This is a genomic window from Streptomyces sp. NPDC028289 (assembly GCF_055565975.1).
In genome coordinates this window covers 145,040-168,044 of record NZ_JBVHTI010000002.1, presented here as the reverse complement: position 1 = coordinate 168,044, position 23,005 = coordinate 145,040, and the positions used below count along the sequence as shown (strand labels likewise).

The following is a 23,005-nucleotide window of genomic DNA, read 5'->3' as shown; positions in this document are numbered from 1 at the left end:
CTGGGAAACGCTTTGCTCCCGACCAGCAGTGGAATTGGTTCCGCCGGTGGTGCCCGCGGCGCCGGAGCGGCCACAGAGCGGCGGCCGACGTCGGCACGGCGATCGGGAGGTGCCGGCGGTCACCGTGTTCTTCGGCATCTCCCGGGGTGTCACCGGTGGCAACTGCTGCTTTGTCGTGTCGGCCCGTTGGGCTCGACCGGCACCGGCACCGGACGGGTGGCGCCGTGCCCGGGTCCGTGGAGCCGAACCGGTCCCGGTGCACGATCGACTGCGAGATCGGGAGGGCTCTGGCAGGGGTCTGACAGATTCCGGGCGTCTGAGCGCCGTGGCCGGACTGTCGAGGGCACCGTTGCTCGGCTCACCAGGTGCCGCTGCTCCGCCGTCACTACGAGCGGAAAGGTGTCACTGCGAGCGGAAAGCCGAGTACTTGCTCGGGATCACCGGTGTCGCCGCGGCCCTCGAGTGGAATCGGGTCAGGCGGGGTGCGGCACCGGGTCCGGGAGCTTGCCGCCGGCCGCCGGCGGGGGCGTCTTCCCGGGAGGGGGCGAGCTGAGCGCGGCCATCATCGGCATCGGCTCCAGGCCGAAGATGTCGCGGCCGTTGATCTCGGCCATCGGGTCGATCCGGAAGGCGCCGTGGGTCGCGAGCACATGCACGTCCCGGACGAACCGCTGGATCGGGTTGGACAGGCCCACGGTCGAGGAACCGAGCGCCAGTTGGAGACCGTCGATCACCTGGAGACAGGCATGGATCTGATGGACGAGGTCCATCGTGATCTCCGGTTCCTCCCACGGGTGAAAGTCCTCGCCCGCCAGCGCTCGCCGGTCGATCTCGTCGGCCTGCCGTTCGATGACCGAAGCGGCCGTGTTGATGACGGCCCTCGCCTTGCCCGCCACGACCTGGGTCGAGGCCATGTCGGCCATGGTCGGATACGGCAGGTTGAACGGCGGCCGCTTGGCGGCCTGTTCGACGAAGGCCTTGAGGGCGCCCTGTGCCATGCCCAGGGCGAGCGCCGCGAACGCCGTCGTGGTGGCGACCATGGTGCCGATCGCGGAGTGCATGAAGCCGATGCCCTGGTACTCGCCGCGCAGGGCGTTCATGCGCGCGGGCATGTCCATGGTGTGGACGACCCGGTCCTCGGGGACGAACACCTCCTCGTCGGCCCGCACACTGTTGCTCGACGTGGCGCTCAAACCCATGACGTGCCAGTCGTCCACGATCGTGTACTGGTCCTGAGTGAGGAGCCCCATCGCACGGCGCCGCTCCCCGGTGTCGGGATCGTCGTACTCGAACCCGACCGAGGCCCACTTCGCGATCTTGCAGCCGCTGCCGAAGGACCACTTGCCCTTCACCATGTAGCCGCCGTCCACCTTGCGGCCGTCGCCGACCTTCGGCGCGAAGACGGTGGCGCCGAACAGGAGCGGCCCCTGCCAGGTCTTGATGTCGGCGAAGATCTCGTCCCTCACACGCTCGTCGAAGGTGAGCGCGCTTCGGGTCGCGCTGGACACGATCACCGTCCAGCCGGCCGACGCGTCGACGGTTCCGAGCTCACGTACGACCTCCATGGTGTCGCGAGCGCCGGAGGCGAATCCGCCCAGCTCCACCGGGACGGTGATGCGGAACACCCCGATCTCGTGCAGTACCGAGACCGTCTGGGGTGCGAGTGTGCCCTGCAACTCCCCCTCGCGGGCACGTTCGGCAAGGCCGGGCGCCGCCGCGCGCACCGCGTCGCGCATCCGCCGGCCCTCCTCGCTCAGATAGGGCGATTCGGGAAACCTGCTCACTTTGGGCGACGTCATTGTCATCTCAGTTCTCTTTCTTCAACCTTGGGCATCGTCGGCCGCAATCCGCCGCTGCGCACGCGCGGCGGCGGATTGCGATGCGGGGGGGGAGGGAGCGCCTCGGCCCGGCGTTGTCGGCCACGGGCATGGGGCGCGGCCATCGGGGCCGGCCGGGCCGGGCGCGCCGCTCAGTTCCCCGGCAGGGGCGCGTCCATCTTGCGGAAGGCGCTCCAGTGCTCGGCGAGCTTGCCGTCGCGCACCCGGAAGACCGTCAGGATGTACCAGTCGTAGGTCTCGCCGGGGTTCGTCGGGTCCGGCGTCGGGGCCTTCATCATGACGCAGGCCAGGTCGCCCTCCACGGTCACGTTGACCACCGGCGGCGGGGTGCCGTTGCCGGTCGGAACACGGCGGAAGTGCTCGATGATGTTGTCCCGGCCGTTGCCGGGCGCGTTCGGGTCGTGCTGGACGTAGTCCTCGACGATGTAACGCTTCATCACGTCGACGACGTTCTCCTGCACGGTGTCGTCGCGGACCATGCGCGCGAGATCCGCCTCGAAGTCGACCAGCAGGCGCTTGACGGCGGTCCGCTCGGGCGTGTCGCCCTGGGCGACGGCGGCCTTGTAGTCCTCGCGGTCGAGCCAGGTCTCGTACAGCTTCGGGTCGGTGATCTGTGCGATGCCGTCGACGATGCTGAAGTCACTCATGCGCGGATGGGCTCCTTGTCTCGGGAGGGATCTGTTGAGGCGCGGCGCTCGGGGACGGCGCCGCCGATCATGGCGAAGGGGGGCAGGCCCAGGAGCCGGCGCCCGTTCTGTTCGGCCAGCGGGTCGATGCGGATCGCGCCGTGCGAGGTGAGGACGCGGGCGTCGCGGACGAACCGCTGGATCGGGTTCGACAGGCTCACCGTGGACGAGCCGATCGTCTTCTGGAGGAGGTTGATCGCGTCCTCGCAGAGGTTCGCCGCATAGGCGATGGAGAGGCTGATCTCGGACTCCTCCGGCGGGGTGAAGTCGAGGCCCTCCGCGGTCCGCGCGTCGATCTGGTCGGCCGCGCCCTCGATGGTCGCGGCGGCGACATTGATCATGGCGAGTGCCTTGCCCGCCGCGACCTGGGCGGACGCCATGTCGCCGATCGTGGGGTAGGGCAGGGTGAAGGGCTTGCGCTTGTTCGCCTGCTCGGTGAAGCAGTCGAGCGCGCCCCGCGCCATGCCCAGGGTGATCGCGAGGTTCGCGAGCGTCGCACAGAGCAGCAGTGCCAGACCGCGCTGCCCGTAGCCGAAGCCCGTGTAGCGCTCGTGCAGCTGCTGGAGCCGCGGCGGGAACTCACCGAGGTCGATGAAGCGGTGCGCCGGGACGAACACCTCGTCCTGCACCCGAAGGCTGTTGCTGGACGAGCCCGACAGACCCATGACCTTCCAGTCGTCGAGGATCTCGTACTGCTCGCGGCGCAGTGCGGCCATGCCCCGTCCGCTGCCGCCGGCCTCGGGGTCGAACTCGACGCCGACCAGGGACCAACAGGCGTGCTTGCAGCAACTGCCGAACGCCCACTGGCCCTTCACCATCCAGCCGCCCTCGACGGGCCGGGCGTGGCCGACCTTGGTCGCGAACACGGAGGCACCCACGACGGCCGGGCCGGCCCAGTCCTCGGTCTCGGCGCGCACCTCGTCGACGACCTGCTTGTCCATCGCGAGCACGTTCTTCACGCCCACGCCGACGAACCCGGCCCACCCCGCGGAGCCGTCGCCCTCGCTGAGGGCGCTGATCACCTCGACCAGGTCCCGTGCGCCGAGCCCGTACCCGCCCCACTCGACGGGCATGGACATACGGAAGACGCCGGCGTCGTCGATCGCTTCGAGCACTTCGGGAGTGAGCGCCCCGATCTTCTCTCCCTCACGGGCCTGGGAGCGGATCAGCGGGATCAACTCACGCACCCGGTCGCGGATCCGACGGCCCTCGTCGCTGAGCCACGGGGAGACGACGGGTGAGGCGGCTACCGGTGGCAACGGCGGGAGCGGGGCATCGGGAGAGGGAGGCGGCGGCGGAGGCGTTGCAGTCATCGGAGCACCATGGTTTCCATTGATATGTACTGCACAGTTCAGTGCATGTGGTGGACATGAAGCGGTACGGGTCGGGACGGCGAAGCGCCCGGTCGCCCAGTGGCGCCGCCCTCAACCCAGCGGCGGGCGGGGGGCGTTGACACCGCGCTGGGGCACCGCGGCACCGACCATGGGGAAGGGCTCGAGCCCGAGGAGGCGACGGCCGTTCTGTTCGGCGAGCGGGTCGACGCGGATCGCGCCGTGCGAGGTGACCACACGTGCGTCGCGGACGAAGCGCTGGATCGGGTTGGACAGCGCGATGGTCGAGGAACCGAGCGTCTTCTGGAGCAGGTTGATGGCCTCCTCGCAGAGGTTCGCCGCGTAGGCGAGCGCGAGGCTGATCTCCGACTCCTCCTCGTCGGTGAACTCGAGACCGGCCTCGGTGCGCGCGTCCACCTGGTCCGCGAAGCGTTCGATCGTCGACCCGGCGAGCACGATCATCGCCTGCGCGCGGCCGGTGGCCACCTGGGCCGAGGCCATGTCGGCGACGCTCGGGTAGGGCAGGGTGAACGGCTTGCGCTTGGCGGCCTGTTCGGCGAAACAGGCGAGCGCGCCTCGGGCCATGCCCAAGGTGATCGCGGTGCTGCTGAGCGCCACGGTCATCAACAGCGCCCGGCCGCTCTGCTTGAAGGCGGCGCCGCTGTAGTGGTGCCGGATCCGGTCCAGCCGCGGCGGGAACTCGGCGAGGTCGAGGAAGCGGTAGTCGGGGACGAAGATCTCCTCGGTGACCCGCAGGCTGTTGCTGGACGTTCCGGAGAGGCCCATCACATGCCAGTCGTCGAGGATCTCGAACTGCTCCCGCTCCAGCACCACCACACCGCGGCCGGTACCGCCGGCCTCCGCCGGGTCGAAGGCGATCCCGACCATCGCCCAGCGGGCGTGCTTGCAGCCACTGCCGAACGCCCATCGGCCGCTGACCATCCAGCCGCCGTCCACCTTGCGGGCGTCCCCGACCGTGGTCGCGAACACGGAGGCACCCACGAGAGCGGGGCCCACCCAGCCCTCGACGTCCTTGCGGATCTCCTCGATCAGCTCCGGCTGGAGCCCGAGGAAGTTGCGCAACCCGACACCGACGAAGGCACTCCAGGCCGCCGATCCGTCCCCCTCCCCCAGGGCCGCGACCACCTCGACCAGGTCCCGCGTGCCCAGGGCGGTGCCACCCCACTCGACCGGCATCGTCATCCGGTAGACGCCGGCCGCGTCGAGCGCCTTCAGCACATCAGGGGTCAGCGCCCCGATCCGCTCCCCCTCCTGCGCCTGCTCCCGGATCAGCGGCCTGAGTTCGCGGATCCGGTCGCGCAGCCCGCGTCCGGCATCGGTCAGCCACGGCGACTCCACAACCCCGAAATCCGGGGCGACCTGATCGAACATCGGCTCTCCTCGTTGAGATTCAGCAGGAACAACGAACTCATCTGCGTGAAAGGCGAATTGATGACGGCCCCGCTCAGGCGGGGACCGCCGACCTGGCGCCGTCATCGAGCCGCCGGAAGCGGCTTCCGTGGAAGACCAGGGGCTCTGCCGACGGCAGCGTCCACAGACGGTCTATCTCCAGCAGGGCGATGGTGTGGTCGCCCGCCGGGAGTTCGGCGCGCAGCGTGCAGGTGTACCAGGTGACCGCTCCGGGAAGGACCACCGCTCCTTCTCCGGTCGTCTCCCAGTGCACCTGCGCGAACCGCTTGTCCTCCGCGCCCGCGAGCGCGCGGCACACCTCGCCCTGCTGCTCGCCCAGGACACTCAGGCCCAGCCGCGGCAGCTCCCTGAGCTTCGGCCAGGTGCGGGACGAGGTCTGCATGCACACCGAGACCAGGGGCGGGGCCAGCGACACGGAGGTGAAGGAGCTCACCGCCATTCCGACGGGGCGGTCGTCCACCATCCCGCACACCGCGATCACCCCGCTCGGGAAGCGCCCGAACGCCTCCCGCAGCGCCTGCGCGTCCATCAGGGCCACCGGTGTGGGCTGCGGCTCGAGGCCGGAGCCGGGACTGATGAGCCCCTGGGGCCCGTGCTGATCGATCGACATGGTCCTCACCTTCATTCTTCCTGCAAGGCGGTCGGCCTGGGAGGCGGTCGGCTCAGCCCACCTGGGGCACGCCGCCGGAGAACATGGGAAACGGTTCGAATCCGAGGAGCTGGCGCCCGCTGAGCTCGGCCAGCGGGTCGAATCGGATCGCTCCGTGGGTGGCCAGCACGCGCACGTCCCGCGCGAAACGCTGGATCGGGTTCTTGAGGCTCACCGTGGAGGAGCCGAGGGAGAGTTGGAGCTTGTCGATGGCGTCCGCGCACAGCCGTACCGCGTAGACGAGGTCCATCGTGAGCTCGGACTCCTCGGCACCCGTGAACTCGATGCCGGCCAGGGCGCGGCGGTCCACCTCGTCGGCGTGGCCGAAGATGATCGCCTCCGCGGCGTTGATCATCGCGCGGGCGGTCCCGGCGGCCACCTGGGTCGACGGCATGTCGGCCACGGTGGGGTAGGGCAGGTTGAACGGCTTGCGGGCCTTCGCCTGCTCGACGAAGCAGTCGAGGGTGCCACGGGCCATGCCGAGGGCGACGGCCACGTTGCTGAGACAGGTGATCAGCATGAGCGCACGGGTGTCGTTGCGGAACCCGATGCCCTCGTAGCGGTCCCGCACGCTGTCCATGACCGCGGGGAAGTCGGCCAGGTCGACGAAGCGGTGGTCGGGGACGAACGCCTCTTCCTCGGCGGTGATGCTGTTGCTGGAGGTGGCCTGCAGGCCCATGACCTTCCAGTCGTCCAGGATCGTGTACTGCTCACGGCTCAGCAGTGCCATCCCCCGGCCCGGTCGCCCCTGCGCGTCCTCGTAGGTCACGCCCACGGCCGCCCAGGCCGCGTGCTTGCAGCCGCTGCCGAACGCCCACTTCCCGGAGACCAGCCACCCGCCGTCGGCCCGGCGGGCCGATCCGACGCTGGTGGAGAACACGGAGGCACCGACGACCAGGGGGCCGATCCAGGTGTCGATCTCCTTGAAGACCTCGTCGACGGTCTGCTGGGGGAAGCCGAGGACATTGCGGATGCCGCCGGCCACGAAGACCGTCCAGGCGGCGGATCCGTCGCCTTCGCCGAGCGCCGTGATGATCTCCACGACGTCTCTCGCTCCGAGAGCGTAGCCACCCAGCTCGACGGGCAGCGAGGTCTTGAAGACGCCCGCCTCGTGGATCGCCCTCAGTGTCTCGGGAGGCAGCGCGCCGAGTCCTTCTCCTTCCCGTGCTTCCTCCCGCAGCAGGGGGATGAGCGCGCGTGTCTCGTCCCGGATCTGTCGGCCGCGGTCGCTGAGGTACGGAGAAGGGCGCCGTTCGGCCGCCGCGGCGGCCGGTCCGGTGGCGGAAGGGGTCGGAGAGGGGGGCTTGCTCATGGGGCTCCTTCACGGCTCAACTGTACTGCACTGTTCAGTCCAGTTGAACCGTACGGTAGGGTTCAGTGAAAGGTCAAGACATCGAGATGTGTACCGGCTCCGAGAGGGGCGGGACTCGACAAGGAGTGAGATGGCTGAGCAGGGACGTCCCCAGCGCAGGGGCGCGGGCGGGCGGAGCAAGCGGGGATCCATTCTCGACGCGGCCGTCGAGCTGTTCCTGGAACTCGGCTTCGACCAAACCTCGATGGATGCCGTGGCGGCACAGGCCGGCGTCTCGAAGACGACCGTCTACGCCCACTTCGGCGACAAGCTGGAGCTGTTCCGCGCGGTGATCGCCCGCGGCGGGGACACCCTGGACTTCGACCTGGACCAGACGATGCTCGCCTCCCTCGACGATCCCCAGGAGAGGCTGGTCCGCATCACCCTCAAGCTCCTCCAGGCCACGACCGCCCCGAACTATCTGGCCTTCATCCGCGTGCTGACGGTCGAGGCGGCCCGTCGGCCGGAGCTGACCGAGACGCTGAGATCCCTCGGCGTACCCCATGTCGTCGATCTGGTGGCCGTGGCGCTCCGCGAGGACGCCCGGCAGCGCGGCTACACCCTCACCGACGCGGAGGCCTACGCCGGACTGTTCGTGCGCATGACGGCGGCCGGACCGCAGATGGACGCGCTGCTGGATCTGGAGGCCGACCGCGACCCGGCCCACCTGGAGGCGTATGCCCGATGGACGACGGCCATCTTCCTGCGGGGCCTGAGCGCCGAGGACCGTCCGGGGGTGCCCGATTCCGCGATGCACCAGGTCTTCCCCTGGCTGTCCCGGGCGAACTCCTGACACGTGCCGTGGCGCGGAAGACGGGACCTTCCGCGCCACGGCGGTCCCGGGCGCCCCTGCGGGACGTCCGGACACCGCACGTTCCGACCCCTTCCGCGTGCCCCTTTCGGGACGACGGCGGCTGTTCGATTCCTGCAGACCTCTTGACCCATGGTCTGCACTGAACCGTACAGTGCATCGACCGGAGTGCCGCTCGGCACTCGGCGCCCTCGGCGAGCCATCGGCAGCACGAGACCGCCCTGCCTTTCAGCCGGCGGCCGCCATCGCCTCGCGCGAGGAAGGACGACGATGTCCCCGCCCCACACCGAATTCGCTCCGCCCGGCCGACCGGGCACCCCCGCCTCCCTGCGGGAGTCCCTGTCCGCACTGCGCGGCTATCCCAGGCCGGCCTGGAAAGCGGCGATCGCCTGCGTGCTCGCCATGGCCTTCAGCCCCCCGGCTCTCGTCACCGCCGTCACCTTCCTCATCGACCCGGTCGCCAAGGACTTCGGCTGGTCCCACTCGGAGACGCTGAGCATCTTCAACATCCCCACCGTGGCCGCCCCCTTCGTACTCCCCCTGGCCGGCCGCTGGGTCGACCGCTGGGGCGCCCGCGCGGTCGCCGTTCCGGGCACCGCCCTGTACGCGCTCTCCACGGCCGCGGTGGCGCTCGTGGGCGCCAACGGCGTCGTACTGACGACGGTCCTGCTGGTGAGCACGGCTCTGGGGTACACCTCGATCCTGGGCGTGGTCTACAAGGTCGTCTCGGAGTGGTTCCCCCATCACCGCGGACTGGGCTACTCCCTGCTCATCGGCGCGACCTCCAGCCTCGCCGGCGCCGCCCTCTCGCCTCTGAGCCAGTTGTCCATCGAGCACTTCGGCTGGCGGACGACCTATCTGCTGATCGGCGGATGCGTGCTGCTGATCGTCTTCCCGGCCCAGTACTTCCTGATGTACGAGCCCGTACGGGCACCCCTCGCTCCCGCAGCCACCGACGTACCGAAGGGCAAGGACCGGCCCCCGCACCGGGAACTGCCGGGCCTCCCCCTGGGCCGAGCCCTGAAGACCCGCGCCTGGTGGTACACGGTGCTGGTGCTGACCGTGGCGGCGGGCGTGGCGATGAGCGTGCGCCTGAACGCCGTGTCGCTCTTCGGCGAGCAGGGCTACTCCGCGACCGAGGTGTCCCTGTCGGTGTCGGTCATGCTGGTGGCGTCCGTGGCCGGGCAGATCCTCGCCGGCATGGTCCTGGACCGGTCCCGCACCCCACGCGCCTTCGTGCCGTTCATGGTGTGTCTGGTACTCGGCATGGTCATGGTCTTCGTGGCCACCGGGGACATGTGGGCCCTGTTCGTCACCATGGCCCTGCTCGGCGTCGTGACCGGCGCGGAGTCCACCACCGGGCCGTACCTCGTGGGGTCTTACTTCGGCATGCGGGCCTTCGCCCAGATCCAGGGCATCACGCTGGGCGTCGTCAGCCTCGTCGGCATCGGAGTCTTCCCGGTGCTGGCGCAGGGAGCCGCCGAGAGCACGGGCGGGTACACGGCGACGCTCGTCGCGCTCACCGCCGCGGGCCTGATCGTCCTTGCGCTGTCGGTCTTCCTGCCGGCCTACCCGAGCCCCGCCGCCCACGACTCGGACGCCGACGAGCCGGCAGCCGACAGCGCCGACGAGCGTATGGGCAGCTACTGAACCCGGCTTGCGGCGATGCACCCGGCGCATTTCAGATCGGCGACAAAACTGAACCGTTCAGCTTGACTGCACTGAACCGTACAGTGCGGAATTCCCACGCCACGGAACCACCGGAGGAAACCTTGCAGGAGTACACGATCGCGGGCGGGGTCGCGCAGATCCATGACCCCGCCTTCTTCGAGACGTGGATGTACCGCGACGACTTCACCGACGCACTGTCGAAGTCATCGACGGCCGGGGCGACCGCGATGAAGCGCCTGGTCATCGAGTTCGAGGCGGCTCTCGCCCGGATGATGCTGAGCGGCCGGGTCGACGAGCAGGTCGACGGCGTCCTCGAGAAGTTCATCGTCGACGACTACATCCAGAACGACCCGAACGTGCCCGGCAACGGGCGCGCGTTCCTGGCGGACGGGTTCCGCAGGATTCCCTCGACCGTGGACGCGCCGCCCCCTCCGGTCGCGTTGATCGTCGAAGGCGACCTCGTCTGTCTGCTGATGCAGAAGCCGTGGCCCGATCCGACGGCCCCCGGCGAGACGTACGACTGGTTCATCCCCACCGTCTTCCGGGTCAGGGACGGAAAGCTGGTCGAGCACTGGGGCTCCTACAAGAAGGGCGGCCACGAGGCCGGACCCGCGCCGGAGTAGCGGACCAGGGATCCCTCGAGCACCCGAACTTCCCGTCCGTCGCGCAGCGCTCTCGCCCCACGATATGGACTGAACCGTACAGTATCGCATCAAGCCGAATGCGGGCGTGCGTCGCACCTCGCTTACGGAAGTAAAGGACGACGATGTCCCCGAACCCTCATGCCGATCTCACGGCACCCGAAAAGCCGGCCCCTGCCGCAGGCACCCTGCGCGGGTACATGACCTCCTTGCGGGGCTATCCCGCCCCCGCCTGGAAGGCCGCGACCGCCTGCGTACTGGCCATGGCCCTGAGCCCGGCCGCCTCCAGCGCCACCATCACGCTGTTCGTCGGGCCCATCGCCCGGGACTTCGGCTGGTCGCAGTCGCACACGCTGACCGTTCTCAACATCCCGATCATCGCCGCTCCGCTGATCCTGCCGCTGGCCGGACGCTGGGTCGACCGCTGGGGCACCCGCGCCGTGGCGGTGCCGTGTGTCGCGCTGTACGGCGTCTTCACCGCGGCGATCGCACTCGCCGGCGGCAACGCCGTGCTCCTGCTCCTGCCGATGCTGGCCTCAGCCCTGTGCGGATACATCGGCATCATGGGCCTGACCTACAAGGTGATCGCCGAGTGGTTCCCCCGCCACCGGGGCGTGGGCTACTCCCTGTTCATCGGCGGCGCCACCAGCCTGGGCGGAGCGGTCATCGCCCCGCTGTTCCAGCTGTCCATCGACGGTTTCGGCTGGCGCCAGACCTACCTCCTGTTCGCCCTGTGCATCCTCGGGATCGTCTTCCCCGCGCAGTACTTCCTGCTGACCGAGCCGCCGCGGGATCCCGCCGACCTCGCGGCGAGGAAGGAAGGACGCGCCCCCAAGGAGCTCCCGGGCATGCCGCTCGGCGCCGTGCTGCGCACCCGGGCCTGGCTGATCACGGTCGCGGCCATCGTCCTGACCGCGGGCGTGGCGACGAGCGTGCGGTCGAACGCCGTTTCCCTGTTCGGCGAGCGCGGATATTCGCCGACGACCGTGTCCCTGTCCCTGTCGGTACTGCTCGTGGCCTCCTTCGTGGGCATGTTCCTCGCCGGTGTGGCCATGGACCGTTCCAGGAGCCCACGCGCCTTCGTACCGTTCGTCGCGTGTCTCGTGGCCGGCACGGTGGCGATCTTCGCCGCCAGGGGAGGCACCTGGGCCCTGCTGCCGGCCATGGCGCTGCTCGGCGTGGTGATGGGCGCGGAGTCGTCGGTCGCGCCCTACCTGGCGGGCCGATACTTCGGCATGCGCGCCTTCGCGCAGGTCCAGGGCATCACCCTGATCGTCATCACTCTCCTGGGTGTCGGCTTGACCCCGACCCTCGTCCAGGCGGCCGCCGAGTCCACGGGCAGCTACGACGCCCCCCTGATCGCCCTGACCGCCGCGAGCGTGCTCACCCTGGCACTCGTCTTCCTGCTCCCGCGCTACCCGGCCGACGAGAAGCGCGAACCCACGACGGCGGACGAGGCCGCACAGCCCGAAGCGGTCTGACGCACCCCGTGCGCCTCAGCACCCGGTAGCGACCGACAGCCAACCGCACAAAAGATCCCGGTAGGGCACGCGATGCGCGTGCCCTACCGGGCGTTGACGGAGGCTCGGCCGCTGCTAGCCCCGCGGCGCGGATACGACCGGCGCCGGCGGCCCGGGGGGAGCCAACGGCGGCGGGTTCAGACGCAGGGACTCCAGCGCCTCGCTCCAGCGCAGCAGTTCGTCCAGCATCATCGTGGCCGCGGCCTCCAGCGGCTCGTCGGCCCGGAAGCCGCCCTCCCCCATGAACTTGAAGACGAACGGGATGGCCACGGCCTCGGGGATCGGCATCATCTTGAGCGCCGTCGAGACCTCCTTGAGCACCTGCACGGAGCGCAGGCCGGCCGCGACACCGCCGTAGCTGACGAATCCGACGGGCTTGTACAGCCACTCCCGGTACAGGAAGGACATGGCGTTGAGCAGAGCGGCGGGAGGGCCGGAGTTGTATTCAGGCGTGACGAAGACGAAGGCGTCGGCCTCGTCCACCGAGGCGCTCCACTTGAGCGTGTGCTCGTGGGCGTACTGACCCGCACGCGGATGGCCGGGTTCGTCGAGGAGCGGGAGGCCGAACTCGGCCAGGTCGACGAGCTCGACGTCGAAGCCGCCGTGCTCCTTCGCGGCCTGGGCCGCCCACTGGCCGATGGGCAGCCCCAGTCGGCCAGGACGGGTGCTTCCTATGACAACGTGCAACTTCGGCATGGGTGGGCCTTTCTGCGTATGTACGGATTCGAGGGCGAACAGGACGAGGGAGTCGACGACCGATCAGGTGCGGGCGGCGGGCGGCGGGCCGGGAGGCTTGGGCGGGGCGGACTTGTCGATGCCGCTCCAGTGCTCCACCAGCCGCTGCTCGCGCACGCGGTAGGCGTCGTAGACGTAGTACGGGTAGAGCGTGCCGCTCCCGTCGGGTTCGGCCTGCGGAAGCAGTCCGGCGACGACGACGATGTCGCCCTCGGCGACGATCAGCGCGGGCGGGTTGAGGGGCTCGGCGGGCGTGGGGACGGGGCCGTCGGGGAAGCGGCCGCGCACGAACTCCTCCAGCCCCGCTCTGCCGGGCGGGTAGAAGGAGACGTGCTGGCGGTAGTCCTCGGCGACGAAGTCCTTGACCGCGTCCGGGTTCTGCGCGTCGAAGACACAGCGGTAGAAGTCCACCACCAGGCGCTTGTTCGCCTCGATATCGATCGACGGCGATGACGAGACGGCGGTCGCCCGCGTCGGCACGCCCGGTGCGGGGGGCCGCGGTGGGGCGATCTTGTTGAGGGACGGCCACCGCTCGACGATCCGTCCGTCGCGGATCCGGTAGGTGGTGAACGCGTAGTAGTCGTAAGGGGAACCGGGGACGTCCGGGTCCGGCTGCGGCATGTAGTGGCAGACACAGACCAGGTCGTTCTCCCCGATGACGAACACCGGCTCCCGCGGCCCGGAGGCAGCGTCCTCTCCCTGGTCCACCGTCGCTCCACGGCCGAACTCGCGGCGCAGGAGATCGGTGAACGCCTGCGCGCCGTCGGGGACGTCGGCGCCGTGCTGGACCAGGTCCGGGGCGACGTAGTCGACGACCGCCTCGGCGTTTCTCGCGCCGAAGACATCGGTGTGGAACCGGCCGACCAGAAGCTTGTTGATACGTGGCTCTTGCTCGGTTGATGTAGCCATGCGGCTAACTAAACTGTACCGTACAGTGCACGTCAACATGACGCTTGACATCTCCCCGACACAAAGGGGAGTGTCCTATTTAACGAATCATCTGTTCTACATCACGGGACTATGACGGCTTGTCCCGCAGAGAAGGGGACATCATGACTTTTCTGGACGCCAGCGAATGGCAGGAGCGGATCTTCTCCGGGGAGTGGATCAAGGGGGCGGGAGAGTCGTACGACTCGACCGAGCCGGCCACCGGCAAGACGCTCGGCCGAGTCGGCTCCGCCACCCCCGCCGACCTCGAGCGGGCCGTGGAGCGAGCCGCGTCGGTGCAACGCGACTGGGCCGCCCGGCCGTACAACGAGCGGGCCCAGGTGCTGCGGCGCGCGGCGCGCCTCTTCGAGGAGCACCAGGCCGAGATCGCGGAATGGATCGTGCGGGAGGCCGGCACCCTGCGACCGTTCGCCGACTTCCAGACCTCGAACGGGGCGGCCGAGGAGTGCTACGAGGCCGCCGCCCTGGCGGCAGCTCCGTACGGCGAGGTCCTGCGGTCCGTCGAGGACCGACTGTCCTTCGCGCGGCGACGCCCGGTGGGCGTGGTCGGGGTGATCTCCCCGTTCAACGCGCCGATGGTGCTGGCCATGCGCGCCGTCGCCCCCGCTCTGGCGCTGGGCAACGCGGTCGTGCTCAAGCCCGACCCGCGCACCGCCATCTGCGGCGGTGTCACCATCGCCCGGATCTTCGAGGAGGCGGGTCTGCCCGCGGGCGTGCTGCACATGCTGCCGGGCGGGGCCGACGTCGGTGCCGCGCTGGTGGACCACCCGAACGTGCCCGTCATCGCGTTCACCGGCTCCACCCGGGCCGGAAAGGCGATCGCCACCGCGGCCGCCCAGCGTCTGAAGCGGGTCCACCTGGAGCTCGGTGGCAACTCGGCGCTGATCGTCCTCGACGACGCGGACCTGGAGAAGGCCGTCTCCGCCGGTGCGTTCGGCTCCTTCCACCACGCCGGACAGGTCTGCATGGCCTCCAGCCGCCACCTGGTGCACGCCTCGGTCGCCGGGGAGTACGCCGAACTGCTGGCCCAGCACGCGAACGCCGCCCCGGTCGGCGATCCGGCCGGCGGGCAGGTCGCGCTGGGCCCGATGATCGACGAACGGCAGCTTCAGGCCGCCCACTCCATCGTCACCGACAGTGTGGCGAGCGGTGCGCGGCTGGCGGCCGGCGGCACCTACGAGGGCCTGTTCTACCGGCCGACGGTGCTGGCCGACGTGCCGCTCGACGCCCGCGCCTACGCGGAGGAGATCTTCGGTCCGGTCGCCCCGGTCGTGCCCTTCCAGGACCTCGACGAGGCCGTCCGGCTGGCCACGGACACCGAGTACGGACTGTCGCTGGGCATCCTGACCCGGGACGTGGCCAAGGGGCTGGCCCTGGCCGACCGCATCCCCACCGGGCTGGTCCACATCAACGACCAGACCGTGAACGACGAGGCGACCGTGCCGTTCGGCGGCGTGGGCGAGTCCGGCAACGGCTCCCGGCACGGCGGGACCGTCGCCAACCTCGAGGCCTTCACCGAACAGCAGTGGGTCACCGTCCGCGGCGAGATCCCCGACTACCCCTTCTGACCCGCTCTGCTCTCTCACCCCCGCTTCACCCGCACTTGGAGCATGCAGATGACCACTTCCTCGCGGCAGGGCCCCTCCCTGCCCGACCCCATGACGATCGCGCCGCGTACCACCCCGCAGCCGCCCACCCCACGGCTCGCCCAGGACGCCGCCGGCTGGGCGCCCGGCAACAAGTTCCTGGAGGGCCCGTTCACTCCCTGGACGGAGGAGGACGGCGCGTACGACCTGGAGGTGGACGGACGGATCCCGGACGACCTCGCCGGGGCGCTGTTCCGTGTCTCCTCCAACCCCCGCTTCCAGCCGCGCGATCCCGACCGCTACCACTGGTGGGAGGGTGACGGCATGGTCTGCGGGATCTATCTGCGCGAGGGACGCGCGGCCTACCGCACCCGCTGGGTGATGACCGACTCCATGAAGTTCGAGGTCGAGCAGGGCGAGGCGGTCTACAGCGGATTCGCCAACGGTGGCACGGCCCACTCACTGCCCGCCGGGGCGCCGAGCGCGAAGAACGTCGCCAACACCAACGTCGGCATCTTCGACGACCACCTGCTGGTCTACTTCGAGGGCGGCCTGCCGTACTCGATGCACCCCGAGACGCTGGAGACGTACGGCACGTACGACTTCCACGGCGGCATCGACGTCCTGTGCACCGCCCACTACAAGATCGACCCCGACAGCGGCGACATGCTGTTCTTCGCCGCCACCGGGCCGACCATCACCTGGTACCGGGCGGACGTGAAGACCGGGCACGTGGTCGACAGCCACAGCTTCGACATCAAGGTGCCGGTGCTGATGCACGACTTCGCCGTCAGCGACAACTACGCGATCTTCTTCGTCACCCCGGCGCAGTTCCGCCTCGACCACATCATGCGGGGTGAGCCGGGCGTGGTCTGGGACGAGGCCTCGCTGCCGCACGGGGTGCAGATCGTGCTCATGAACCGGCGCACCCACGCCGTCAGTTGGCACGAGGCGGGCGGCCACTGGGCCAACACCCACTTCTACAACGCCTACGAGGACAACGGCCACGTCGTCATCGACGGACACCGCATCACGCGCCTGGGCACCCCGGCCGACCGGCTGGACACTCCGGTGACGTCCCACTCCTGGTTCCCGCCGTCGGTGCCCCACCGCTGGCGTGTGGACCTGGCGACCGGACGGGCGACGGAGGAGCTGGTCGGCGGCGTGGCCGGGGAGTTCCCGAGGATCAACGACGCCTACACCGGCCGGCCGCACCGCTACGGATACTTCGTCACCACCCGTTACCTGGCCGACGACACCATGAGCGACGGTCTCGCCAAGCACGACGCCCTGCGCGACTCCACCACGGTCGTCGAGGGCCCGGACCACCTCACCAACCCCGGCGAGCCGGTCTTCGTGGCCCGCGAGAACGCGGTCTCCGAGGACGACGGCTACCTGCTCACCCTGTGGTGGAACCGCGAGACCGGCCTGAGCGAGCTCCTCATCCACGATGCCGCCGATCTACGACGCACCCCGCTGGCCCGGGTGAAGCTGCCCAGCCGCGTGCCCTTCGGCTTCCACGGCAACTGGGCCGACCACAGCACCCTCGATCAGGCCGTGGCCACCCGCGGCGACGCCAACTGATCCGTCCCTTGCCCCTGCCCGTACTGACCCGTACTGAAAGGAGAACTCCATGGCCATCACCGGCCTGGGACACACCGGCTTCTGGGTGGACGACCTGGAGTCGATGCGTGACTTCTACACCCGTGTCATGGGGCTGACCGTGACCGACGAGGACGAGGAGCGGGGCATCGTGTTCCTCTCCTCCCGGCCCGAGGAGGAGCATCACGAGTTCGTCCTGCAGCAGGGCCGCACCGCCCCTGCCGGCGCCAAGCTCACCCACCAGGTGTCATGGCGGGTCGACTCCCTGGAGACGATCATCGACTTCCACCACCGGTTCCGCGCCGAGGGCATCGAGGTCCAGCAGGAAGTCACCCACGGCAACGCCATCGGCATCTACTTCTTCGACCCCGAGGGCAACCGCAACGAGGTCTACCTCCGCATCGAACGCGACGTACGCCAGCCCTTCCGCAAATCGCTCAACCTCGACCTGTCCCCGGAGGAGATCTTCGCCGAGGCCGAGCGGCTGCTGACCGAGGGCGGCCCGGCCTACCAGCCGGTCCAGTGACGGGGGCGTCCTCGCGACGCCACGCGCCCCGGGTCGGTTCGGCCGGTGTAGGCGTTCCGCTCGTCGAGCGGAACGCCTACACCGGTGACGGCCCCACGGCGACCACCCTCGAACGCTCGTGCCCCGAGCCCTCTCCAACCCCACTCACACACCCGGGGCGTCGGCCGCCGCGCCGCCCCTTGCCGCCGTTTCGTCCACTTTCTCCGGAGAGCCATCATGAGACTGAGTACGGTCCGTCTGCCCGCCCCCGACTCCGGCGCGCAACTTACCGCTGCTGCCCGCCTGGAGGCCGATGAACTGGTCCTGCTGCCGTACCCGGACGTCGGAGCACTGCTGGCGAGCGGGGAGGACTGGCAACAGCGCGCCGCAGCGGCCGACGGCCAGCGGGTGCCTCTGGAGGGGGCGTCCCTCGCCCCCGTCGTCCCGCACCCCAACAAAATCGTGTGCCTCGGCCTGAACTACGCCACACACATCAAGGAGATGGGCCGGCCCACCCCGAACCACCCGACGCTCTTCGCCAAGTACGACGGGTCCTTGATCGGTGCCCACGACGACGTCCATATGCCGCCGGTCAGCGACGACCTCGACTGGGAGGCCGAACTCGGTGTCGTCATCGGACGGCGAGCCAGGCACGTCGCCCGGGACGAAGCGCTCGCCTACGTGGGCGGCTACACCGTTGTCAATGACGTGACCGTGCGGGACTGGCAGCATCGCACCCGGGAGTTCCTCTCCGGGAAGACGTTCGAGGCGACCACGCCGGTCGGGCCGTCTCTCGTCACTCCCGACGAACTCCCCCCGGGAGCCTCCGGGTTGACGGTCGGCTGCAGTGTGGACGGCCACACCATGCAGAAGTCCAACACCTGCGACCTGCTCTTCGATGTCGCCACGACCATCGCCTACATCAGCACCGTCATCACGCTCCTGCCGGGTGATCTGATCGCCACCGGCACCCCGGGTGGAGTGGGGGCGGGACGCGACCCCAAGGTCTTCCTGCGCCCCGGGCAGCAGCTGGTCACGTTCGTCGAGGGAGTCGGCGAGCTGCGCAACACCGTCGTCAAGGACCGGTTGTGATCTCCGGTCGCCGGGAGGTACCCGCACGGTAAAGTGTCTCCCATGTCAGGAACAGCGTCCCCCAGCTATCGCGAGCGCAACTCCACGGCCGACCGGGCCCTGGACATCCTGACGATGTTCGACGACACCCGACTTGTCATTTCCGGTAGCGCGGTCGCCGAGCGTCTGGGAGTCGCCCGTTCGACCGCCTACCGATATCTGCAGTCCCTGGTGAGCAGCAGGTTCCTGGAGGAGGCGCCGGGCGGCGGCTTCCGGCTCGGGCTGCGTGTCCTGGAGATCGGCCGGCTGGCAAGGCGCAGCTACGGACTGTCCGAGATCGCCGTTCCAGCGATGACCGAACTGTCCGAGGACGTCTGCGAGACGGTGCTCCTGACCCGTCGTGCCGGGGACCTGGTCGTCTGCGTCGACCGTGCGGAAGCCGGCGCACGGGCAGTGCGGATCTCCTACGAGCGTGGCAGCGCCCTCCCGCTCAACGCCGGGGCTTCCGCGTTCGTCCTGCTGGCCTGGATCCCGCAGGACGAGGCACGGCGGCTGCTGGAGGCAGCCGAGCTGAGGCGTTTCACGTCGGCCACGATCACCGACGTGGACACTCTCATGGACCGGCTGGCGTACATCCGTCGCACCGGTTATTCCGTCACCCGCGGCGAACTCGACCCCGATGTGACGGGCGTGGCCGCACCGATCCGCAACGCCGAGCGGAAGGTGGTCGCCGCGGTGAGCGTCGCCGCGCTCGCCTCCAGGGTGTTTCCCGAAGCGGAAGCGGAACTGGCTCAGAAGGTGCTGACCACGGCTCAGAGGATCACCGACCGCCTGATCACCGTCGGCGGTTGAGAACGCACAGGCAGCCTGTGGTTCCTGCTCGGCATCGCTACGGCGCATCCATCGCCCCAGGCCTTGATGTGCGTGACGTGGTCCAGGCCGCACGGGCGCAGCAACTCCCTTACCAGGCCAAAGGGCACCGCGCCGCCGGGGGCGCACTCGCCCTGGCGCAACCGGAACTCGTATCGGCACCGCCCCTCGCGCCCGGGCACGATGACGAGGGGCCGGTCAGGGTCGCCGACGTGCATGCCGTAATGCTCGTCGTGCGGATCCTCGAGAGTGTCGACGACGAGCCAGACGTCGTCGGGATAGCTGCGTCCGCGCATCGGGACGGACAGCTGCTCCCGCACGGTACTGCGGCCTCCGTCGCACGCCAGGACGTAGGCTGCCTCGATCTGCCGCGTCACCTCGTCACTGTCACCGTCACCGTCACCGGATGCCAGGGTGGCCCACACGCGGTCGGGATACTGGCTCAGTTCCACGAGGCGGGTCCCGAAGCGAACGTCGACGTGCGGGAAGCGGTCGAGAGCGGAGCGCAGGACGCGCTCGAGATCGGGCTGGGCGAACGGATTCTTGAACGGGTGCCCGTACCGCCGCTCTCCGGTGCCGCGGGCATGGACGAGCGGTCGTCCGCCGACTCCGTAGTACCTCGCGCCCGTCCCCGGCACGATGATCGGGTAGACGGCTTCGTCCAGGCCGGCCAACTGCAGTGTGCGCAGTGACTCGTCGTCCAGACTGATCGCCTTCGCGTCATCGCTCGTGGTCGCGTGACGCTCTACGACCAGCACGCGCACACCGAGCGCGCCCAGGAGGTTGGCCGCGGTCAGCCCGACCGGTCCCGCGCCGACGACGAGCACCAGTGGCGCCACGCCGGACGACGCCGGGGGTGGTGTAGCCATGGAGGGGCCTTTCGGGAGTGTGAGCCGAACGTGCGGTCGTTCTGTCCGGGCGAGGTCCTGCTGGGCCCTGGTCGAGGTGGATCGTCTGCGGGAGCGGCAGGGTGAGCTTCGCCCCGCACGGTCGTCCGGCCACGCCGGATCGACATGCCCCCCCGGAGAAGTCGCGCCGCCAGGTCCTCGACCTGGCATCTGTCTCGCAGACCAGCGACCAGCGACGCTCACCCTGTCTCTACTATCAGGACTTCTGCCCCACATATCGAGACACTAGGCCTCGGCTCCTTCTCTTGACAACCCCCAACCTCGGCACGGTCACAGGTGGCTCCAACGCGAAAACGGGGCCGACGGCGGAATGGTCCGCACCCCGAGGCACCCAGCACCGGACACAGGAGACGGCTCCGCCCCGGTAGCGCACGTCGGGGCCGAGCCATCAGAACGCGCACGCTTCCCCGAGAAGGCGAACCCCGGCTCCGACGGCGACCACCAGAGCCCCTCGGCCAGCGGCGGTGTGCGCGCCAGTCTCGCGGTGACACATGTGTCGTTCACCGCAGGAGGCACACCTGGGCGCCGCTGGATGCCGATTCAAGCGCGCCCCCGGACGGCGACACCCGCGAAAAACCATGACGCGCAGGTCTTGACGCGTAATATGAACTGAACCGTACAGTACATCATCCGATGCGTCCTACGCCGGTCGCCCCAGCTCAACCGAGGTTCCCCGCGCACCGCGGTTCGGGCCAGTCCCCCACTCCGACCGCCCTCGGTCCTGCGATTCACTCACCTACCAGGAGAAGACCCGATGCGTCACAGACCCGACCCGTCCGCGTTCCCGGCTCACCGCGACACACCGAGAGGTTCATCGGCTCTGCAACACGCACGGCATCAGGCCCTGCGGCTGGACCGGGCCTTTCTGACGTCGAACGCGATCGGCTTCACCGTCACGTTGGTTCTGGGCGCGACGGCCGGCGATCTGTTGGCCCTTCGGCTGCCCGGCACGCACGTGACCGTGGGGCTGCTGCTCTCCCTGGCCCAGGTGGCCTTGCTGCTGGTGACAGCCCGGCGCTTCGACCGGCGCTGCACCCGTCTGCTGGACCCCTGGCAGCAGGCGTACGGGCAGTCCGGTGCGGGAGCGGCCAACGGCGGTACGGGGGACACGAGATGACCGGTGGGACGTTGCACATGGCTGTTTCCGGCAGCCCGAATCATGTCTTGATCGGCTTCATGCTGTTCATGATGCTGACCCTCTTCCTGACGGTCTTCTCCAGCCTGGACGAACACACCGCACGGGAGTTCTACACCGGCGACCGAACACTGCCGGCGTGGAAGAGCGCGATGGCGCTGGCCGGAAGCTTCACATCGACAGCCCTGCTGCTCACCGTCACCGGTGTGGTGGCGACCGCGGGCTTCGACGGCATCACCACGGCCACCAGCATGTTCCTCTCTCTCGGGGTGCTCCTTCTCCTCGCCCGGCCGATCCAGCTGAGCGGCGCCTGCACACTGGGTGAGCTCCTGTCCCTCCGGGTGCCCGGAACGGCTCCCCGGATCGCCGCCTCGGTCGCCACACTCGCCATGGCAGGACCGTTCCTGGTCGTGCAACTGACGGCCGCAGGCAATATCACCGCCTCCCTGCTCGGTTTCACCGGGATCGGCGTCCAGAAGATCTGCACGGTGCTGATCGGCTGTCTGGTCGTCGTCTGCGGTCTGCTCAGCGGCGCCAAGGGGCTCACCTCAGTGCAGGTAATGGCGGTCACGGTGATCGGCACGGCGATCTTCGTGATGTGCGCGTACGCCGTCCGGGCGTTCCACGGCGACGTCGACACCCTGATCGGCGCCGCCGCCCAGGGCAGCACCCACCCGGGCCGGTACCTGTCCCCCGGCGGCACGATCGGCATCGGGAGCAGTTCACGCCTCGACTTCGCCGGAGGTCAGCTCGCCCTGGTCCTGGGCAGCGCCTGCATGCCGCACGTCCTGAGCCGGGTCTACGCGATGAAGGACCCAGCCACCGCTCGACGTTCCATCCGATACGCGGCCGGCATCGTCGCCGTGCTGTGCGCCGCGTCGGTACTGCTGGGATTCACGGCCGCGGCACGGATCGGCACGCGTGAGATCTTCAGCGGGCAAGCGCACTCCGACGGCGCGCTGATGCTCCTCGCGCGGAGCCTGACAGGGGGTACGGGGAACGGGTTCGGCGAGCTGATGTTCGCCGCTGTGGCCTGTGCCCTGTTCCTTTCCATTCTGTCGGTCGTCGGCGGCACCACACTGGCCGCTGCCGGCGCCCTGGCCCGGGACTCCTACCCCTACGTCGCGCGGCACAAGCGGTCAGGTCCGTCGGACGAGGTGTTCACCGCCCGTATCGCCGTGGCGCTCTTCGGCGCCCTGGGCATCGCGACCGCGGTGTTCCTCCAGGGTCACTCCGTCGGCTTCCTGGCCCAACTCGCCACCACCGTAGCCGCGTCGAGCGTCACACCGGCCCTGCTGTACACCTTCCACTGGCGCCGCTTCAACCGGACGGGGCTGCTGTGGGCGGTCTACGGTGGAACGACGCTGCCGATCGGCCTGTACCTGTTCTCCACTGCCGTGTCGGGCAGCCCGACGGCACTGATCCCGACCGCCGACTTCGCATGGTTCGGCCAGAGCAGCCCGGCCATGGTCTCCGTACCCGGGGCCTTCCTGCTGGGGTGGGTGGGCAGCCTGGTCGGACGGCGCCGGGGCGGACGGACCCAGGCTCCGGAGGAGGATCCGCTCGCCGTCGACGCACTCCTGTTGACCGGTCGGCCGCTCGCATCCCGCGCTGTCACCCCCCAGAATCCCTCCACACCCCTCCCCGGAATGCACCGGCCACTGTGACGTTCCCCGGGCGCGGGGTCGGCGCGGTGGAAGCGCTCGAAGACGAGCT

General features: G+C 69.5%; 20 protein-coding genes. 11 read left to right on the top strand and 9 right to left on the bottom strand.

Features of this window, described 5'->3' with window-relative positions:
• Positions 1 to 473: 473 nt before the first annotated feature.
• The 6 genes from ACZ4UV_RS08755 to ACZ4UV_RS08730 all read right to left on the bottom strand — a co-directional run bounded on the left by ACZ4UV_RS08755 (position 474) and on the right by ACZ4UV_RS08730 (position 7,247).
• A complete protein-coding gene (locus ACZ4UV_RS08755; RefSeq protein ID WP_467836957.1) occupies positions 474 to 1,784 on the bottom strand; it encodes an acyl-CoA dehydrogenase family protein in 1,311 nt (436 codons plus the stop codon).
• A gap of 185 nt (positions 1,785 to 1,969) precedes the next feature.
• Entirely contained in the window at positions 1,970 to 2,485 is a 516-nt protein-coding gene (locus tag ACZ4UV_RS08750) for a nuclear transport factor 2 family protein (protein WP_451018185.1), read from the bottom strand.
• Entirely contained in the window at positions 2,482 to 3,837 is a 1,356-nt protein-coding gene (locus tag ACZ4UV_RS08745; RefSeq protein WP_451018186.1) for an acyl-CoA dehydrogenase family protein, read from the bottom strand. The genes ACZ4UV_RS08750 and ACZ4UV_RS08745 overlap by 4 nt, the downstream gene beginning before the upstream one ends.
• 111 nt (positions 3,838 to 3,948) lie before the next feature.
• A complete protein-coding gene (locus tag ACZ4UV_RS08740) occupies positions 3,949 to 5,247 on the bottom strand; it encodes an acyl-CoA dehydrogenase family protein (RefSeq protein WP_467836954.1) in 1,299 nt (432 codons plus the stop codon).
• Positions 5,248 to 5,320: 73 nt separating this feature from the next.
• On the bottom strand, positions 5,321 to 5,896 hold the full coding sequence (locus tag ACZ4UV_RS08735; RefSeq protein ID WP_467836952.1) for a flavin reductase family protein: 576 nt from the start codon (positions 5,894 to 5,896) through the stop codon (positions 5,321 to 5,323).
• Positions 5,897 to 5,948: 52 nt separating this feature from the next.
• Complete coding sequence (locus ACZ4UV_RS08730) at positions 5,949 to 7,247, bottom strand: acyl-CoA dehydrogenase family protein (protein WP_467836947.1); 1,299 nt, start codon at positions 7,245 to 7,247, stop codon at positions 5,949 to 5,951.
• A gap of 130 nt (positions 7,248 to 7,377) precedes the next feature.
• On the opposite strand from ACZ4UV_RS08730, the gene ACZ4UV_RS08725 reads away from it, so the two are divergent.
• The 4 genes from ACZ4UV_RS08725 (at position 7,378) to ACZ4UV_RS08710 (ending at position 11,890) form a co-directional block, all read left to right on the top strand.
• Complete coding sequence (locus tag ACZ4UV_RS08725; RefSeq protein WP_467836946.1) at positions 7,378 to 8,079, top strand: TetR/AcrR family transcriptional regulator; 702 nt, start codon at positions 7,378 to 7,380, stop codon at positions 8,077 to 8,079.
• A gap of 288 nt (positions 8,080 to 8,367) precedes the next feature.
• Positions 8,368 to 9,747, top strand: a complete 1,380-nt coding sequence (locus ACZ4UV_RS08720; protein WP_451018191.1) for an MFS transporter — start codon at positions 8,368 to 8,370, stop codon at positions 9,745 to 9,747.
• Between the two features lie 122 nt (positions 9,748 to 9,869).
• Positions 9,870 to 10,391: a nuclear transport factor 2 family protein gene (locus ACZ4UV_RS08715; protein WP_451018192.1), complete on the top strand. Its 522-nt coding sequence runs from the start codon at positions 9,870 to 9,872 to the stop codon at positions 10,389 to 10,391.
• A gap of 218 nt (positions 10,392 to 10,609) precedes the next feature.
• Positions 10,610 to 11,890 carry an MFS transporter gene (locus ACZ4UV_RS08710; RefSeq protein WP_451018193.1) on the top strand — a complete coding sequence of 427 codons (1,281 nt, stop codon included), beginning with the start codon at positions 10,610 to 10,612 and terminating at the stop codon, positions 11,888 to 11,890.
• A 114-nt stretch (positions 11,891 to 12,004) separates the two neighbouring features.
• Here the strand turns inward: ACZ4UV_RS08710 and ACZ4UV_RS08705 are convergent, their stop codons facing one another.
• Positions 12,005 to 12,625, bottom strand: coding sequence for an NADPH-dependent FMN reductase (locus ACZ4UV_RS08705; protein WP_451018194.1), 621 nt, complete (start codon positions 12,623 to 12,625; stop codon positions 12,005 to 12,007).
• 63 nt (positions 12,626 to 12,688) lie between these two features.
• A complete protein-coding gene (locus tag ACZ4UV_RS08700) occupies positions 12,689 to 13,573 on the bottom strand; it encodes a nuclear transport factor 2 family protein (protein WP_451018195.1) in 885 nt (294 codons plus the stop codon).
• A gap of 143 nt (positions 13,574 to 13,716) precedes the next feature.
• Between ACZ4UV_RS08700 and ACZ4UV_RS08695 the strand changes: the two genes are divergently transcribed.
• The 5 genes from ACZ4UV_RS08695 (at position 13,717) to ACZ4UV_RS08675 (ending at position 19,228) form a co-directional block, all read left to right on the top strand.
• On the top strand, positions 13,717 to 15,180 hold the full coding sequence (locus ACZ4UV_RS08695) for a benzaldehyde dehydrogenase (RefSeq protein ID WP_467836938.1): 1,464 nt from the start codon (positions 13,717 to 13,719) through the stop codon (positions 15,178 to 15,180).
• A 48-nt stretch (positions 15,181 to 15,228) separates the two neighbouring features.
• Complete coding sequence (locus ACZ4UV_RS08690; protein WP_467836936.1) at positions 15,229 to 16,782, top strand: carotenoid oxygenase family protein; 1,554 nt, start codon at positions 15,229 to 15,231, stop codon at positions 16,780 to 16,782.
• Between the two features lie 49 nt (positions 16,783 to 16,831).
• On the top strand, positions 16,832 to 17,326 hold the full coding sequence (locus ACZ4UV_RS08685; RefSeq protein WP_467836934.1) for a VOC family protein: 495 nt from the start codon (positions 16,832 to 16,834) through the stop codon (positions 17,324 to 17,326).
• A gap of 216 nt (positions 17,327 to 17,542) precedes the next feature.
• A complete protein-coding gene (locus ACZ4UV_RS08680; protein WP_467836932.1) occupies positions 17,543 to 18,397 on the top strand; it encodes a fumarylacetoacetate hydrolase family protein in 855 nt (284 codons plus the stop codon).
• 42 nt (positions 18,398 to 18,439) lie between these two features.
• Positions 18,440 to 19,228: an IclR family transcriptional regulator gene (locus ACZ4UV_RS08675; protein WP_451018199.1), complete on the top strand. Its 789-nt coding sequence runs from the start codon at positions 18,440 to 18,442 to the stop codon at positions 19,226 to 19,228.
• Here ACZ4UV_RS08675 and ACZ4UV_RS08670 read toward each other — a convergent pair.
• Positions 19,189 to 20,085 (bottom strand): FAD-dependent monooxygenase, encoded by an 897-nt coding sequence (locus ACZ4UV_RS08670; protein WP_451018200.1) that lies wholly within the window; start codon positions 20,083 to 20,085, stop codon positions 19,189 to 19,191. The genes ACZ4UV_RS08675 and ACZ4UV_RS08670 overlap by 40 nt on opposite strands.
• Before the next feature lie 823 nt (positions 20,086 to 20,908).
• Here ACZ4UV_RS08670 and ACZ4UV_RS08665 point away from each other — a divergent pair.
• Both ACZ4UV_RS08665 and ACZ4UV_RS08660 read left to right on the top strand, forming a co-directional pair.
• Complete coding sequence (locus tag ACZ4UV_RS08665) at positions 20,909 to 21,271, top strand: hypothetical protein (RefSeq protein ID WP_451018201.1); 363 nt, start codon at positions 20,909 to 20,911, stop codon at positions 21,269 to 21,271.
• A gap of 47 nt (positions 21,272 to 21,318) precedes the next feature.
• Entirely contained in the window at positions 21,319 to 22,956 is a 1,638-nt protein-coding gene (locus tag ACZ4UV_RS08660) for a sodium:solute symporter family transporter (RefSeq protein WP_467836925.1), read from the top strand.
• Positions 22,957 to 23,005 lie beyond the last annotated feature (49 nt).

Excerpts from the sequence above, each read along its gene's own strand:
- ACZ4UV_RS08750 (WP_451018185.1), bottom strand. The coding sequence starts at position 2,485 with ATGAGTGACTTCAGCATCGTCGACGGCATCGCACAGATCACCGACCCG.
- ACZ4UV_RS08745 (WP_451018186.1), bottom strand. The coding sequence starts at position 3,837 with ATGACTGCAACGCCTCCGCCGCCGCCTCCCTCTCCCGATGCCCCGCTC.
- ACZ4UV_RS08740 (WP_467836954.1), bottom strand. The coding sequence starts at position 5,247 with ATGTTCGATCAGGTCGCCCCGGATTTCGGGGTTGTGGAGTCGCCGTGG.
- ACZ4UV_RS08735 (WP_467836952.1), bottom strand. The coding sequence starts at position 5,896 with ATGTCGATCGATCAGCACGGGCCCCAGGGGCTCATCAGTCCCGGCTCC.
- ACZ4UV_RS08730 (WP_467836947.1), bottom strand. The coding sequence starts at position 7,247 with ATGAGCAAGCCCCCCTCTCCGACCCCTTCCGCCACCGGACCGGCCGCC.
- ACZ4UV_RS08725 (WP_467836946.1), top strand. The coding sequence starts at position 7,378 with ATGGCTGAGCAGGGACGTCCCCAGCGCAGGGGCGCGGGCGGGCGGAGC.
- ACZ4UV_RS08720 (WP_451018191.1), top strand. The coding sequence starts at position 8,368 with ATGTCCCCGCCCCACACCGAATTCGCTCCGCCCGGCCGACCGGGCACC.
- ACZ4UV_RS08710 (WP_451018193.1), top strand. The coding sequence starts at position 10,610 with ATGACCTCCTTGCGGGGCTATCCCGCCCCCGCCTGGAAGGCCGCGACC.
- ACZ4UV_RS08705 (WP_451018194.1), bottom strand. The coding sequence starts at position 12,625 with ATGCCGAAGTTGCACGTTGTCATAGGAAGCACCCGTCCTGGCCGACTG.
- ACZ4UV_RS08700 (WP_451018195.1), bottom strand. The coding sequence starts at position 13,573 with ATGGCTACATCAACCGAGCAAGAGCCACGTATCAACAAGCTTCTGGTC.
- ACZ4UV_RS08695 (WP_467836938.1), top strand. The coding sequence starts at position 13,717 with ATGACTTTTCTGGACGCCAGCGAATGGCAGGAGCGGATCTTCTCCGGG.
- ACZ4UV_RS08690 (WP_467836936.1), top strand. The coding sequence starts at position 15,229 with ATGACCACTTCCTCGCGGCAGGGCCCCTCCCTGCCCGACCCCATGACG.
- ACZ4UV_RS08685 (WP_467836934.1), top strand. The coding sequence starts at position 16,832 with ATGGCCATCACCGGCCTGGGACACACCGGCTTCTGGGTGGACGACCTG.
- ACZ4UV_RS08680 (WP_467836932.1), top strand. The coding sequence starts at position 17,543 with ATGAGACTGAGTACGGTCCGTCTGCCCGCCCCCGACTCCGGCGCGCAA.
- ACZ4UV_RS08675 (WP_451018199.1), top strand. The coding sequence starts at position 18,440 with ATGTCAGGAACAGCGTCCCCCAGCTATCGCGAGCGCAACTCCACGGCC.
- ACZ4UV_RS08665 (WP_451018201.1), top strand. The coding sequence starts at position 20,909 with ATGCGTCACAGACCCGACCCGTCCGCGTTCCCGGCTCACCGCGACACA.